12 protein-coding genes are annotated in these 14,473 nt (G+C 61.9%); 8 read left to right on the top strand and 4 right to left on the bottom strand.

The genetic code is table 11. The features are described 5' to 3' along the window. Positions 1-24: 24 nt before the first annotated feature. Both ABIA40_RS16990 and ABIA40_RS16985 read right to left on the bottom strand, forming a co-directional pair. The gene (locus ABIA40_RS16990) at positions 25-711 is read right to left on the bottom strand and encodes a hypothetical protein (protein ID WP_404542298.1); all 687 of its coding nucleotides are present in this window, start codon (positions 709-711) and stop codon (positions 25-27) included. Positions 712-992: 281 nt separating this feature from the next. Then, positions 993-1,970: an AraC family transcriptional regulator gene (locus ABIA40_RS16985; RefSeq protein ID WP_404542295.1), complete on the bottom strand. Its 978-nt coding sequence runs from the start codon at positions 1,968-1,970 to the stop codon at positions 993-995. A gap of 383 nt (positions 1,971-2,353) precedes the next feature. Here ABIA40_RS16985 and ABIA40_RS16980 point away from each other — a divergent pair, with 383 nt between their 5' ends. The 8 genes from ABIA40_RS16980 to ABIA40_RS16945 all read left to right on the top strand — a co-directional run bounded on the left by ABIA40_RS16980 (position 2,354) and on the right by ABIA40_RS16945 (position 10,953). Continuing rightward, positions 2,354-5,653 carry an outer membrane protein gene (locus ABIA40_RS16980; protein ID WP_404542293.1) on the top strand — a complete coding sequence of 1,100 codons (3,300 nt, stop codon included), beginning with the start codon at positions 2,354-2,356 and terminating at the stop codon, positions 5,651-5,653. 125 nt (positions 5,654-5,778) lie between these two features. After that, positions 5,779-6,609, top strand: a complete 831-nt coding sequence (locus ABIA40_RS16975) for an outer membrane protein (RefSeq protein ID WP_404542291.1) — start codon at positions 5,779-5,781, stop codon at positions 6,607-6,609. A 223-nt stretch (positions 6,610-6,832) separates the two neighbouring features. Continuing rightward, a complete protein-coding gene (locus ABIA40_RS16970) occupies positions 6,833-7,555 on the top strand; it encodes a GrlR family regulatory protein (protein WP_404542289.1) in 723 nt (240 codons plus the stop codon). Between the two features lie 116 nt (positions 7,556-7,671). Beyond that, positions 7,672-7,887 (top strand): hypothetical protein, encoded by a 216-nt coding sequence (locus ABIA40_RS16965; RefSeq protein ID WP_404542288.1) that lies wholly within the window; start codon positions 7,672-7,674, stop codon positions 7,885-7,887. A 50-nt stretch (positions 7,888-7,937) separates the two neighbouring features. Then, entirely contained in the window at positions 7,938-8,102 is a 165-nt protein-coding gene (locus ABIA40_RS16960; protein ID WP_271545166.1) for a hypothetical protein, read from the top strand. Between the two features lie 183 nt (positions 8,103-8,285). After that, a complete protein-coding gene (locus tag ABIA40_RS16955) occupies positions 8,286-8,642 on the top strand; it encodes a hypothetical protein (protein WP_404542286.1) in 357 nt (118 codons plus the stop codon). 462 nt (positions 8,643-9,104) lie between these two features. After that, positions 9,105-10,124 (top strand): tryptophan--tRNA ligase, encoded by a 1,020-nt coding sequence (gene trpS, locus ABIA40_RS16950; protein ID WP_404542284.1) that lies wholly within the window; start codon positions 9,105-9,107, stop codon positions 10,122-10,124. A gap of 265 nt (positions 10,125-10,389) precedes the next feature. Then, on the top strand, positions 10,390-10,953 hold the full coding sequence (locus ABIA40_RS16945) for a group 1 truncated hemoglobin (RefSeq protein WP_271545163.1): 564 nt from the start codon (positions 10,390-10,392) through the stop codon (positions 10,951-10,953). 409 nt (positions 10,954-11,362) lie between these two features. On the opposite strand, the gene frc is transcribed toward ABIA40_RS16945, so the two are convergent. Beyond that, positions 11,363-12,640, bottom strand: a complete 1,278-nt coding sequence (frc, locus tag ABIA40_RS16940) for a formyl-CoA transferase (protein WP_157282506.1) — start codon at positions 12,638-12,640, stop codon at positions 11,363-11,365. Between the two features lie 65 nt (positions 12,641-12,705). Further along, positions 12,706-14,439 carry an oxalyl-CoA decarboxylase gene (gene oxc / locus ABIA40_RS16935; RefSeq protein ID WP_404542281.1) on the bottom strand — a complete coding sequence of 578 codons (1,734 nt, stop codon included), beginning with the start codon at positions 14,437-14,439 and terminating at the stop codon, positions 12,706-12,708. Positions 14,440-14,473: the final 34 nt, after the last annotated feature.

Here is a 14,473-nt window from a genome sequence, read left to right as displayed (position 1 = left end):
CTACGCACTTTTGCGGATCATGCTCTATGCCGCAACGTCATTCGGTGTCATTGTGAACGCCAACCTGTAACGACCGAGCGTCGAACCACCCTGCGCGCCCGCGCTTTGAAGCGATGGCGGCGAGAGCTGTCCGGCGACGACAGCGTCGACCGCATCGATATCGTAACCTGACACCAGAATGATCCAGTCGGCGGCGCCGTCATTGCCGCGGATTTGCTGTTCAGTGGTTGGCGAACTCGTCTTGGGCGTATCGGTCAGGAGGAGGTGGGCGCCCGTCAGCCCCGGCTTGGAGGCGAGAGCGCCGAGCGTATCGAGAAGGCGCGCCTGCAGCTCGGCGGCCCGTCCGTTGAGCGGCGACAGCCTGATGGTGGCGAGCGCGCCTGCGATGCCGCCGCCAAAGCTCGCGGCGATCCGGCACTGGCTGCGCACCATGCCGAGATGATGTGGCATCATCTTCGTCGACCACGGCGTCGGCGCATTGAGCCGGTCGAGATATCCCTTCGACGTGAGAACGTCGTAGTGCTCGAGCTCGTAGAGCACGAAGAAGCCGTCGACGTCCGTCGTGCTGGTCCAGCGTGACCCGCGCCGGAAGCCGGAAATGCTCATCCGCTCGGGAAAGTGCTCGTGCGAATGCCAGTCGCCGAACTCGCTGCGCTGCTCCGGGCGGACGCTCCACCACATCGCAACGGCGGCCTTGCCGAGCAGTGACATGCTGACCTCCCTGCCTTGCGCGGGGCTATCGCATTTGAAAGCTTCTCCTTGCGGCCATCCTTCGAGACGCCCGCTTTAGGCGGGCTCTCAGGATGAGGGCGGAGTGCGCGCAGGCCGCCACTAGTCATATGCGATAGCCCTGACTTTCTTGCGGACACTTTGCCTCAACACCGACAGCGGCGGCAAGGTGTCCCGCTTGGCAAGCAGAAGCCACGACGCGATCGGAGGCTATCATGGTGCAGGTAAACGCGAGCCAGCGGATCGCCTGACTGCGCGTCCGATCACATCGGCTCGCCGACATCGCGGCGATAATGCCTCGGCGAAGTTCCGAAGCGGCGGCGGAAACAGCGGTTGAAGTAGGACACCTCGTTGAAGCCGCAGGCATAGGCGATATCGCTGATCTTCGATCGGTTGTAGCGCGAGTCGAGCAGCATCTTCCGTGCCTTCTGCAGCCGCAGCTCGGTGACACGTTCGGTAAAGCTCGATCCGGTCTCCTGGAGCAGTTCCTGAACGTAACGCGGCGAAAGCCCTAAATGGCGCGCAAGCTCGCTCGGCGAAAACGACGGATCAGCGAAACGCCCCCTGATATCTGCGATCACGTCCTGCAGCCGCGCGGCACGCAACCCGCGGCGCGTCGCAAGTTCGGCTGAATCGCCGCGGGCGCCGAGGACCAGCGCGACCAGATCGATGAGATGCGTACTGATGTTCTCCTTCAGCACAAGGTCGGCATCGATATCGGAGTCGATGACGATGGCGAGATAGCGCTCCAGGTGACGCAAGGCCGGCGATGCAGCCAACGGCTTCACGGCAAGGTCCTCGAAATTCGGCAGCCGCTCGGCCAGCAGCGCGCGCGGCACCGTGACGCAGCGAATAGCGACCGGCCCGTCGTGCTGCGCCGCGATCGGCGCTGCGTTGGTATAAAGCATCGCCTGCCCGACGCCGCGAATGGCTTCGCGGCCCTCCTGCCTGATCAGCGAACTCGTACCGTTGAGCATGGTGCCGATGATGTAGTCGCCGCGGCTGTCAGCTTCGACGTGACGCTGGGTACGCACTGCCGTCTGAATATTGGAGTCGAGCTGGCTGACCGCGATATCGCCGAATTTCAGGAATTCGGACCGCGAATAAAACGGCGCATCGGGAAAGAACGAAATGTCCGCCGCGCACAAATGATCGGTGAACAGGTCGAGCCACAGCCGTTGGCGCGAACGTTCGTCAAGATGCGCGGGAAGCTGATCCGAAGCGAATACGACCTTGGACATCGTTGCACGGCAAAGCTGTGGATGTAGCGCGATACCGCGGCAGAGTTGGTCGCGGCGCAAGCGTTACAGATGCGGTAAAGCGCCGCACGCTCTGCCGGAACTGATTGGCTGTTCGCCCCAGTCCTAGTCAGGCGCCGTTGTCCAACTTCGTCATGCGCTGAGCCCCGCAAATGTGTCCGCCGAGCAACATGGGCGTCCGAAAAGACGAGACGATGCGGGATCGTCCAACTCGGGTGCAGGCCAGGACAAGAAGCCTATGCTATTTCGTGTCAGTAACTTAGCCGTGAAACGAAGGCGGCAAAGGCGTGGTGCACTACGCCTTGCGACCGGAGGCGCTCCTGTAGTTTGGAGCAGCTTCCTTGGAATTGGAATTGGGGGCTGGAGTGAAAAAGCTGACACTGACGGGCGCTTCATTGGCTGGCGCCTCGATCATGGTTTCTGCAGGAGCTCTGGCCGCCGACCTGCCGATCAAGGCGCCGCCCCGACCGGCTTGGATCGATAGCTGGGCAGGGCCGTATATCGGCGCTTATTTCGGCGCGGGTGCCGGACGTGTGACGGAATCCTCGACCGGCAGTTTCGGTAGCAGTTCTGTCTCGACCAACGCCGGCGTGGTGACGTCGAGCTCGACCTTGGTCGGAACGACTGCGAGCAATCTTTCGGGCGACGTGACCGGTTCGATGGTCGACCTGTTCGCGGGATATAATTGGCAGGCCGGGAATATCGTGGCGGGCGGGCAGGTCGAAGGCACGGTCTTTTCCGATGTCGCGATGAAGCCGTTCGGCAACCAGACGCTCAACAGCGTCAGCACCAACGTGCTGCTCGGGGCGGTGACCTCGACGACTGCCGGCACGGCAATCGTGCAGAGCAACCAGCAGCTGCGCTCGCGGGTCGGGCTGATCGGCCGGGTCGGTTTTCTCGCTCGTCCGGATCTGCTGCTGTATGGCCTCGGCGGCCTCGAGCTCGGTCACTTTACCTTTGCCGACGGCGCCGATCCTTTCGGCGGTGACAACAACAAATGGGTGGCCGGCTACACGGTCGGCGCCGGCGGCGAGTTGAAGCTGACCGGCAATTGGTCGCTGCGCGGCGAGTATCGGTATCTGAACTTTGGCTTCAACCGGAGCGCAGCCAGCAGCGCAACATCCAGCTCGGCGACGGGCGCAACCACTTTTGTGTCGACCAGCAGCGAAGCCTCTTCGTCACGTACAGATGCCGATTTCCACCTGGCCAAGATCGGTCTGGTCTACCAATTCGGTGATCCCGGACCGCTGTCCGCAATGGCGGCGATACCGCCGGCAGCACGCGGGTCTTCATTCGCAAGCGCCTGGGGTGACAGCTGGGCCGGCCCCTATATCGGTGCTTACTTCGGCGCCGGCGCCGGGCGCGCAAGGCAGACCTCCACGAGAATCGACGACGAAGGCAGTGTCAGCACTCTCGGGGGGACGTCTGCGTTCACGCAATCAGGATTCGGCAATCTCGCCGGCGACATGACTGGTTCGATGGTCGATCTGTTCGCGGGCTACAATTGGCGAACCGGCAATGTCGTGGTCGGCGGGCAGATCGAAGGCACCCTGTTCAGCGACGTCACCACGAAGACGGTCGGTAACGAGGCATACAGCTCGGTTTCGAGCGACAACGGCGTCGTCACCTCGACAAGATCGGGGACGAACAGCATCGAGGACCGGCAGCAATTGCGCTCGAACGTCGGCGTGATCGGCCGGGCCGGTTATCTGGTGACACCGAATGTGCTGCTGTATGGCCTCGGCGGCCTGGCGCTGGGGCACCTGACCTATCCCGACAGTTTTCCCGATTCGGAAGCGCAGGTCGGCGGCAAGAACGGCAAATGGGTGGCCGGTTATGTCGCGGGCGCCGGCGGCGAGGTCAAGCTGACGGACAGCTGGTCGCTGCGCGGCGAATACCGCTACATGCATTTCGGATATGACCGCAACGAACCGTGGGGCAACTCGCAGACGTCCGTATCGGGTGGCGGCACCACCACGTCCACCAACAGCACTGTCAACCGGCGGCATATCGATGCCGATTTCCACGTCGGCAAGGTTGGACTGGTTTACCAATTCGGCGCGTCAGGAGCGCGGTCGGCGGTGGCGGCACTGCCGGGCCCGGCCTGGAGCGACGGCTGGGCGGGACCCTATATCGGAGCCTATTTCGGTGCCGGTGCCGGACGTGCCGCGGAAACCATCGCGGGCACCAGCAGCAGCACGAGCACTTCCACCTTCGTCGGGACCACGACGTCCACCGGCACCCAATCGACGGCCGGCCGTCCCGTCGGCGACGTGACCGGCTCGATGGTCGATCTTTTCGCGGGCTACAATTGGCGCGCCGGCAATGTCGTGGCCGGAGGTCAGATCGAAGGCTCGGTCTTTTCCGACGTTACGTTCAAGACCATCGGCCCTCACTCATTCTCCTCCGTCGATACCACGAATGGCGTCGTCACCACGACAACCACAGGTTTGCAAACCGCCGGCAACCAAATCCAGCAGCAGTTGCGTTCGAACGTCGGCCTGATCGGCCGGGCCGGTTATCTGGTGACGCCGGACGTGCTGCTCTACGGCCTCGGTGGCCTGGCGCTGGGCCATTTCACCTACCCTGATGGCGACTTCAGCCGCAGCGACGCCAACGGCAAGTGGGTGGCCGGCTATACGTTAGGCGCCGGCGGTGAGGTGAAGCTCGCAGGCAACTGGTCGCTGCGCGGCGAATATCGCTATACGCATTACGGCTTCAGCCGTAACGAGACCAGCAGCTTCTCATCGAGCTCGCAATCGACGGGATCCTCCAGCGCCTCTTCGTCCGTCGACAGCACCAACCGTCAGATCAATGCCGACTTCCACACCGGAAGGATCGGTATGGTCTACCGGTTCGGTGAAGGAGGACCTCGCTCGGCCATGGCGGCGCTGCCCGGCGCCCCCAGCGATCACTGGGCTGGCCCTTATCTCGGCGCCTATTTTGCCGCCGGCGCAGGCCGCGCGCGGCAAATCCTCGCTTCGACTGCTGACTCTGCCCAGCAGAACTTCAACGGCGCGGTGCTGACGACGGATTTTGTCAGCAACACGACGAGCCGTGGCAGTGCCGTCGGTGACACGACGGGCTCGATGGTCGATCTGTTCGCAGGCTACAATTGGCGGGCCGGCAATATCGTGGCCGGCGGTCAGATCGAAGGCACGCTGTTCTCGGATGTTGCCTTCAAGATGACCGGCGAGCAAACGAGCAACACCCGTCAAGTTCTCAACGGTGTCGTGACCACAAGGGTCAATCCGAGCACGATGCAAGCCAGTGAGCAGCTGCGTTCGAACGTCGGGGTGATCGGCCGGGCCGGCTATCTCGTGACCCCGAAGCTGATGCTCTACGGTCTCGGCGGCCTGGCGCTGGGTCATTTCACCTTTCCCGACCCCGGCGGCGTCAACGGGCCGAACGGCAAGTGGGTGGCGGGCTATACAGCTGGCGCGGGCGGCGAATTCAAGCTCACTCAACGATGGTCACTGCGCGGCGAATATCGCTACATGCATTTCGACATCGACCGCAACGAGACACGGACCAGCTCGAGCACGCAGATCCAGGGTGCCACGACCATTCTCAGGTCGAACGCTGAAACCACGTCGCGAAAGACCAGTGCAGATATTCACATTGCGAAGATCGGTGCGGTCTATGGCTTCTGCTATTGCGACTAGGTGCACGGTGGCAAACGCGCATGCAGATGGTGGTTGCGATCATCTCTATGAAATAGGCCGGCGAAAAGCCGCTACTGAATCGTTCCATGGGTGCGCCGCCTCTCGGCGCAAATTTGAGGGAAGTCATGAAATCCATTGTCTCCGGTGCTCTCCTGATCTCGGCTGTGTGTCTCTCCCACGCCGCCTCCGCGGCCGATCTTGGCAGGGCCTACACCAAGGCGCCGCCCGCGCCGGTCGCATTCAGCTGGACCGGTTTTTACGCCGGCGTGCATGGTGGTTATGGCTGGAGCGATCCGACCGCGACCTTCGATCCGGGCGCGCTCGCAACCGGGACGGTCCCCGGCTATGTCGTCACGGGTGGCACGGGGCCGTTCTCTCTGGATGTGAGCCCCAAGGGCGGATTCGGCGGCGGCCAAATCGGCTATAACTGGCAGTCCGGCACGTTCGTGTACGGTCTGGAAGCGGATGTCAGCGGCGCAGCCATCAGGGAGACGGCGAGCCGCCCGTTCAGCGTCACCGGCACGATCGGCGGCGACAATGGCGCCTTCACCGGCGTATTCAATCTCAAGCAGGAAATCGATGTCTTCGGCACCATCCGCGGACGTCTCGGATACGCGGCGAACAACCTGCTGATCTACGGTACCGGTGGCTTCGCCTGGGGCCACGTCAAGAACAGCATCTTCACCTCAAATCTCGCCACGCCGAACATTGCCAATTTCAACGGCTTCTTCCCGGCCCTGACGCGAAGCGCGTCCTCGTCGGAGGTCCAGGTGGGCTTCTCCGCCGGTGGCGGCCTTGAATGGGCTTTCGACCCGCGCTGGACGTTCAAGGCCGAGTACATCTACATCAATCTCGGAAAGTCGAACGGCAATGCGCTTGCATTCCCCGGCGCGTCGTTCACGGATACCGAGGTTCAGCTTCATACGGCCAAGGGCGGCATCAACTATCGGTTTTGACTGAATGGATTTGGTGGTGCTAGTGGTGGTAACGCAGGCGCGCCTAGTAGCGAACCACGGGCAGGGCAGAGCAAGTCTGCTCTGCCCTGAACTCAGACGTCAACTTGTTCGGCTATCGCGAGAGCGTCATCGAATCCGATGTCGAAATAATCGAACGGTACTCTCGGTCTTCCGAGTCTAGCCGCTGAGCAAAAGAGGAGTCCGAGTCAATCGGTGGTGCCGGATGAACGAGTTATCAAGCACTTTCGACGGCCTCTTCAAAAGCGAATTTTCGATCAATCAAGCGGTTGGACGGAGCGTCACGTATGTGCGCCGGGGCAAGTTGCTGGGCGGTAATTCCGGGTTTGCTCATATTGGGAATTACCATGTCGAAGGGGACTCAATCCGTGTCGAAGTGACCAGCCGACGACACAATTTTGGTGCTGATCATCAGTCTTTGCTCGGTTCCGACGTCTCGTCAATTTCAGTCGTTGGAAGAGCCGTTGGTAAGGCGTTTCACTTCGAGGGCAGTTCCCCGCAGGTGCCCGGCGCCGTCTTTCGATCCATCATGACACCCCTGGATGAAAGCGATCTTCCGGCGCCCGGGATGATTGGTGAAGGTGGCATTTCCAACGGATTGTACTCCATCCATCTGAAAATCTTGGACGGCGTCCCCGGCGGCCTGACTGGGGTGATGCTATTGAACAACGGCCGCATCTTGGGTGGCGATGCTTTCTTCTACTATCTGGGGTCATATTCCTCCTCCAGCGGTCGATGGAGAGGGCAGATGGTCAATCAAGAGCATACGCCAGCGCGAGGGGAAGACCCGGTATTTGGCGGACACGAAATTGGAGTTGGTTTTTCGGGGACGTGCGATGCGAAGGGCGGTTTCCTCGAGGGCACGGCACTTGCGGGCAAGCGCAGCATCAGGTTCGAAGCTGATCTGAAATTGATCTGCGCTGCTTAAGGGGCGCGAAAGCTGATGGGCGCAGCTGCCGGGCGAAGCTAGAAGATCGATTTCGCTCGGAGTTGGTCCATCGGCCTCAATAGGCTTAGCACTGAGCCCTGCAAGGGAAGCGAGAAGTGCTCTCAAAGGAAAAAACGAGTACTACTCTATTGAAGGTGATCTTAGGGCTCATCGCAGTCTGGGGTGTCGGCTGGATTGAGGAGAAGCTGTTCGGCCACTGGACCAACCTAGGCATCTTTGTCGGAGTGATGATCGCCTATGGCATAGATCACTTCCGAAATTCGAAACGGGAAGCCATTGAGGGGGAGCGCCGCGGAGCCGGAGAGCAGTGAACGTCAGCCTGAAGGGAATGCATCAGCTCCCTCGAGAGGAGTGACGGCGAGTGAAAGTCGCGTATTGGCTCGTCGCTGACGTCCTTGCGCCTCGCGAGCCTGCGATGCCGCCGCCAAAGCTCGCGGCGATCCGGCACTGGCTGCGCACCATGCCGAGACGATGCGGCATCATCTTTGTCGACCACGGTGTCGGCGCATTGAGCTGGTCGAGATAGCCAACGAGCACTGACGCCGATGAGCCTCATCCTGAGGAGGCGCGTGAGCGCCGTCTCGAAGGACGAGGCGTGCGCGCGGGCCGGCACCAGTCAATGCGATAGCGCTTATCTTCGTGCGGACACTTTGCCTCATCACCGACAGCGGCGGCAAGGTGTCCCTGCTCGACAAGGCCGATACGGGATGTGCGCATTCGCGCCGCCGTCATCGTTGATCCTGCACCGGCCACCCTGACGCGGGAGAACCTCGCCCTCGTCGAAGTGCCTTTCCAGTTCTGGCGCTCGCAGTTCGGCGGGCCGGGAGTCGGTGACGGCTCTGGCAACGCCCGCGTCGCGGAAGGCTTGCCGGGCAAGCCTGATGTTCGCGTCGTGCCGGCCGGTCACTATGCGTTCCTCGCTCCGTGCTCGGCCGATCTCACCGCAGCCGTCCCGCGCATCTGCACCGACGTGCCCGCAGGGTTCGACCGGGCAGGGTTTCATCGCGAGCTCAACGCGGCGGTGGTGAAGTATTTTCGCGAACAATTGGCGGTGGGAGATCGCTGAGGGTCTTCGAAGTACGGTGTGACAGTGTTGGACTGCACCCCTGAAGTGAGACACGATATTTTATAGTGACAGTGCGGTTGCCATGATGCGTTATCGTGCCTTGTTTTGCGCGAACGCGGTTTCGAACTCAAGAGGCGATTGGTAGCCGAGCGCCGAATGCAAGCGCTCCTTGTTGTAGACCTCGATAGCAGCCCTTAGCGGAGTCCAGCGGCTGTCGAGCGGGCCACCCTAAAGGTCCACTTCTGGCCCATGAGACATCAGGACGACTTGCTTTCCTTGGTAGTTTCGTCAATATCGTACTCATGACTGTCGTCGTGATCACTTTCGCGAACTTGTGGTGGCGCTCCACTTAGGAGCGGCACGGCTTTGTCATTACCCAACCGTCGCCGCCGTTCATCGGCTTGCGAGGTTACTTTCATCAAAAGTCCGATTGACCGGCGGCTCCTAATTTGGAGAACCGCGATGCAAGATTCGTCAGCTACCCTCCCTGTTATCTTGACCGGCGACAGAACAACCGGACCGTTGCACCTAGGGCACTATGTCGGTTCGTTGAAGAACCGCGTCGCCTTACAGACAACGCACCGGCAGTACCTGCTGCTGGCGGATACCCAGGCACTCACCGACAACGCGCGCAATCCCAGTCGGGTGCGTGACAATGTCCTTGAGATCGCGACAGACTACCTCGCTGTCGGCATCGACCCGGACCAGAGCACGATCTGTCTTCAATCACATCTTCCGGCATTGGCCGATTTGACCCTGCTGTACATGAACTTTGTCACGGTGGCGCGGCTTGAGCGCAGCCCAACCATCAAGGACGAAATTCAGGCGCGAGGTTTCGGCAGAGATATTCCTGCAGGCTTTCTCTGCTATCCCGTTGCCCAGGCCGCAGACATCACCGGTTTCAAAGCGACGATTGTCCCGGTTGGACAAGATCAAGCGCCATTGGTTGAGCTAACGAATGAGGTTGTTCGCCGCATCAATCGCCAAGCTGGTGTTGACGTGTTGCCAGAAGCTCACGCCCTTATTCCTCGCGTCGCACGTCTTCCTGGCATCGACGGCAAAGCCAAGATGAGCAAGTCGCAGGGAAATACGGTTCAGCTATCAGCAACGGCTGATGAGATACGTGAGGCCGTACGGCGTATGTTCACTGATCCAAACCATCTAAAGGCGTCCGATCCCGGTTGCGTCCAAGGCAACGTGGTGTTTACGTACTTGGATGCGTTCGACGAAGATCACCTCACGGTTGAGGATTTGAAGGCACGCTATATCCGCGGCGGTTTGGGCGACAGCGTTGTCAAGAGACGTCTGGAGGACGTGCTGCAGGCTCTTCTCGCGCCAATCCGAGACCGTCGCTGCGCACTGGCTCGTGATCCTGGCTATGTGCTGCAAGTCGTCAAGCGCGGCACCGCGCGAGCGCGTGAGATAACAGAAACCACTTTGCGCGATGTTCGCGCTGCGCTTGGTCTATTCGCCCTGAATTAATCGGATTGGAGGACAAGCCAAGCCATGTCCGGATTCAGCCCTTGCAGACCAAGCTGCCGGGACTCTCGACGGTCAGTTCATGACCCACCGCAGGACGTCCCGAGCGGCCACACACGCCATTGCGGTGGATCATTCTTAGCGTGTAACCCCGACGTTTCCATCTTAATCCATCGACCTAACAATTAATGCCGGGACAAAGTGACGAATTCTGACCGGCGGCGTGCTCCCCACGGATTATCCTGTTGCCTCACCAGAGGAGGTGACCATGGTACGATTTATTCCGACTTCCATCACACGACGAAGCATGGTCGCAGGAATGGCGCTGACCGCCGCCCCGACGACTGTATTGCAGGGAGCGAATAAGGCATACGCGCAGGCCCAGCAAACCTCGCCTGAGAAGAGTCTGTATGAGCGGCTGGGCGGCGTTTTTGCTATTGCGGCCGTCGTGGATCACTTCAGCGACGCTGTCGTGAAGAATCCCGTCGTGGGCCAGAAGTCCAAGAATCCGCAACTACGAGAATGGCACACCAAGAACCTGACAAGGTTGCCGGGCCTCAAGTTCATGCGGACGCTGTGGGTCTGCGACGTTTCGGGCGGGCCCCTTAAGTTCGCGGCCACCAAGCCTGGCGCGACGCCGCTCGGACTTGAGGAAGCGCACCGCAATCTCAGAATATCTCCGGCAGAGTTCGATGAGGTCGCGGCGGAACTCGGGCGGAGCCTCGACTTTGCCAAGGTCCCTAAGCGCGAGAAAGCCGAGGTGCTGGCTGCGTTTGCCGCGCACAAGGACGAGGTTACCGCCGGGTCTGCGACCGTCGGCAAGCGCGGCTGAAGGGTGATCTCCCGGTCTTCGCTAGCACCGACTGGCTCCGGCTGGGCGGGCACGTTGGATCGCGCCGCCAATCCGTCCGGTTGTGGGCCCATTGCTGACGTTCCTCGCGCTGACGTCCGATAAGCGCCCTTGGACTCCAGATCTTTGCGGCCGGAGATCCGTCCGATGTGCAGCAGCGAGCGCCCGATGTGCGCTCCCGGCATGATATCCACGATGGCATAATACCCCTGTTTTGCCCGACGGGTCAGAATTTTTTCGTCGAATCAGAAATATCGTTGCGGACCAATGGGATGGCTACTGTGCATGGGGTTGTTTTCCAGTTTTGATCTTGAGCCTGCGATTGCAGCCTTCACAAGCAAAAGGGGCCGCCCCTTCGGACAGCCCCTTGGTCTCGTGAAATGTGGCCCGCTTACTCCGCGGCCTGCTTCTGCGGCGGGTCGAGCGCGCCGGACTTGTGGATCTCGGCGACCTGGTGATCGCTGAAGCCGAGCACCGAGCGCAGGATCTCGTCGGTGTGCTCGCCGAGCAGCGGGGAGCGCTGCACGTCGCTCGGGCTATCCGACAGCTTGATCGGGTTGCCGACCGAGACGTACTTGCCGCGGGTGGGGTGGTCGACCTCGACCACGGTGCCGGTCGCGCGCAGCGACTGGTCTTCGGCGATCTCCTTCATCGACAGGATCGGGCCGCAGGGGATGTCGTCCTTGTTGAGGATCTCCATCGCCTCGAATTTTGTCTTCGTCATCGTCCACTGCTCGATGCGGGCGAAGATCTCGTTCAGGCGCGGCAGGCGGGCGGCCGGCTTGGCGTAGTTCGGATCGGTCTTCCAGGTGGGCTCGCCGATCACGTCGCAGATCTTCTCCCAGACCGGGGCCTGGGTGATGAAGTAGATGTAGGCGTTGGGATCGGTCTCCCAGCCCTTGCACTTCAGGATGCGGCCGGGCTGGCCGCCGCCTGAATCGTTGCCGGCACGCGGCACGGCGTCGCCGAACGGCACGCCTTCGCCGAACTGGCTGTATTCCTTGAGCGGGCCGTGGGCGAGGCGCTGCTGGTCGCGCAGCTTGACGCGGCAGAGGTTGAGCACGCCGTCCTGCATCGCGGCGGTGACGCGCTGGCCCTTGCCGGTGTGGGTGCGCTGGTAGAGCGCGGTGACGATACCGAGCGCGAGATGCAGGCCGGTGCCGCTGTCGCCGATCTGCGCGCCGGTGACGAGCGGCACGCCGTCGCGGAAGCCGGTGGTGGATGCGGCGCCGCCGGTGCACTGGGCGACGTTCTCATAGACCTTGCAGTCTTCGTACGGTCCAGGGCCAAAACCCTTGATCGAGGCGACGATCATCTTCGGGTTGATCGCCTGGATCTTCTCCCAGGGAAAGCCCATGCGGTCGAGCACGCCGGGGCCGAAATTCTCCACCAGCACGTCGCACTTCTTGATCAGCTCGGTGAGGACTTCCTTGCCCTTGGGGTTCTTGGTGTCGAGCGTGATCGAGCGCTTGTTGTGGTTGAGCATGGTGAAATACAGGCTGTCCACGTTTGGGATGTCCTGCAGCTGGCCGCGGGTGATGTCACCCACGCCCGGGCGTTCCACCTTGATCACGTCGGCACCGAACCATGCCAGCAGCTGCGTGCAGGTCGGTCCTGACTGGACGTGGGTGAAGTCGAGAATGCGAACGCCCTCGAGCGCTTTGGTCATCGTGTTTGCTCCGTACTCTGTCTGCCCCTGCACCCGGCAGGGCGTAATGGGTTTGAGGGGTGGACTTACTTCTTCTTCTGCAGAACGCTCTGCGGATTGAGGTTGCCGATGCGGCCGCTCTCCGAGCCCGCGGCCGGATCGATCACCGCGTTGATGAGCGTCGGCTTGCCGGACGCCATCGCCTCGTTGACGGCGCGCTTCAGTTCATCGGGCGAGGTCGCGTTGACGCCGACGCCGCCAAAGGCTTCTATCATCTTGTCGTAGCGCGCGCCCTTGACGAACACGGTGGTCGCCGGATCGGAGTTGGCGCCGTTGACGTCGGTGCCGCGATAGATGCCGTCATTGTTGAAGATGACGACGCAGATCGGAAGGTTGTAGCGGCAGATGGTCTCGACCTCCATGCCGGAGAAGCCGAACGCCGAGTCGCCTTCAACAGCGAGCACGGGATGGCCGGTCTCGAGCGCGGCCGCGATCGCCTGGCCCATGCCGATGCCCATCACGCCCCAGGTGCCGACGTCGAGACGCTTGCGCGGGCGGTACATGTCGATGACGCCGCGGGCGAGGTCGAGCGTGTTGGCGCCTTCGTTGACGAGGATCGCCTCGGGATAGTCCTTGATGACGTTCTTCAGGACGCCGAGCGCGCCGTGATAGTCCATCGGCGATTTGTTGTTCATGAGCTTCGGCGCCATCTTGGCGACGTTCTCTTCGCGCTTGGTCGAAACGGCCTTGGTCCATTCGGCGGGCGGCGCGGTCCAGCCTGAGCCCATCGCCTGGTTGAAGGCGGAGACCACCGAGCCGATGTCGCCGACGACGGGCGCGACGATCTCGACGTTGGAATCCATCTCCTTCGGCTCGATGTCGACCTGGATGAACTTCTTCGGCGCCTCGCCCCAGCTCTTGCCCTTGCCGTGCGACAGCAGCCAGTTCAGCCGCGCGCCGATCAGCATGACGACGTCGGACTCCTTCAGCACCGTCGAGCGGGCGGCGCCGGCGCACTGCGGATGGGTGTCGGGCAGCAGGCCCTTGGCCATGCTCATGGGCAGGAACGGAACGCCGCTCTTCTCGACGAAGCTCTTGATCTCCTCATCGGCCTGCGCGTAGGCCGCGCCCTTGCCGAGGATGATGAGGGGGCGCTTGGCGCTCTTGAGCACGTCGAGCGCGCGCTTCACGGATGCGGGCGAGGGGATCTGCGCGGGCGCAGCATCGATCACCTTGACCAGCGACTTCTGGCCGGCCTCGGCGTTCATGACTTGGCCGAACAGCTTGGCCGGCAGGTCGAGATAGACGCCGCCCGGACGGCCTGAGACCGCAGCGCGGATGGCGCGGGCGAAGCCGATGCCGATGTCCTGGGCGTGCAGCACGCGATAGGCCGCCTTGCACAGCGGCTTTGCGATCGCGAGCTGGTCCATCTCCTCGTAGTCGCCCTGCTGGAGGTCGACGATCTCGCGCTCGGAAGAGCCGGAGACGAGGATCATCGGGTAGCAATTGGTGGTGGCATGGGCGAGGGCGGTGAGACCATTGAGGAAGCCGGGCGCCGACACCGTGAGACAGATGCCGGGCTTCTTGGTGAGATAGCCAGCGATGCCGGCGGCGTAGCCGGCGTTCTGCTCGTGGCGGAAGGAGATCACGCGGATACCCGCGGCCTGCGCCATGCGGCCCAAATCCGTGATCGGGATGCCCGGCACATTATAGATGGTGTTGATGCCGTTCAGCTTGAGCGCGTCGATGACGAGATGGAAGCCATCCGTCAGTTCCTGCTCGGTGCCCGGTGCTTCGGACTTGGTCGCGGTATTCAGCATGGGCCTTGTCTCCCTGGTCTCAAGGTCGTTGGGG

Origin of the sequence: Bradyrhizobium sp. USDA 223, from assembly GCF_044909005.1 — a bacterium.
GTDB lineage: Bacteria > Pseudomonadota > Alphaproteobacteria > Rhizobiales > Xanthobacteraceae > Bradyrhizobium > Bradyrhizobium yuanmingense.
The sequence above is the reverse complement of the archived record's forward strand: the minus strand, read 5'-3'. Positions and strand labels throughout refer to the sequence as shown.

Excerpts from the sequence above, each read along its gene's own strand:
- ABIA40_RS16990 (WP_404542298.1), bottom strand. The coding sequence starts at position 711 with ATGTCACTGCTCGGCAAGGCCGCCGTTGCGATGTGGTGGAGCGTCCGC.
- frc (WP_157282506.1), bottom strand. The coding sequence starts at position 12,640 with ATGACCAAAGCGCTCGAGGGCGTTCGCATTCTCGACTTCACCCACGTC.
- trpS (WP_404542284.1), top strand. The coding sequence starts at position 9,105 with ATGCAAGATTCGTCAGCTACCCTCCCTGTTATCTTGACCGGCGACAGA.
- ABIA40_RS16970 (WP_404542289.1), top strand. The coding sequence starts at position 6,833 with ATGAACGAGTTATCAAGCACTTTCGACGGCCTCTTCAAAAGCGAATTT.
- ABIA40_RS16975 (WP_404542291.1), top strand. The coding sequence starts at position 5,779 with ATGAAATCCATTGTCTCCGGTGCTCTCCTGATCTCGGCTGTGTGTCTC.
- oxc (WP_404542281.1), bottom strand. The coding sequence starts at position 14,439 with ATGCTGAATACCGCGACCAAGTCCGAAGCACCGGGCACCGAGCAGGAA.
- ABIA40_RS16945 (WP_271545163.1), top strand. The coding sequence starts at position 10,390 with ATGGTACGATTTATTCCGACTTCCATCACACGACGAAGCATGGTCGCA.
- ABIA40_RS16985 (WP_404542295.1), bottom strand. The coding sequence starts at position 1,970 with ATGTCCAAGGTCGTATTCGCTTCGGATCAGCTTCCCGCGCATCTTGAC.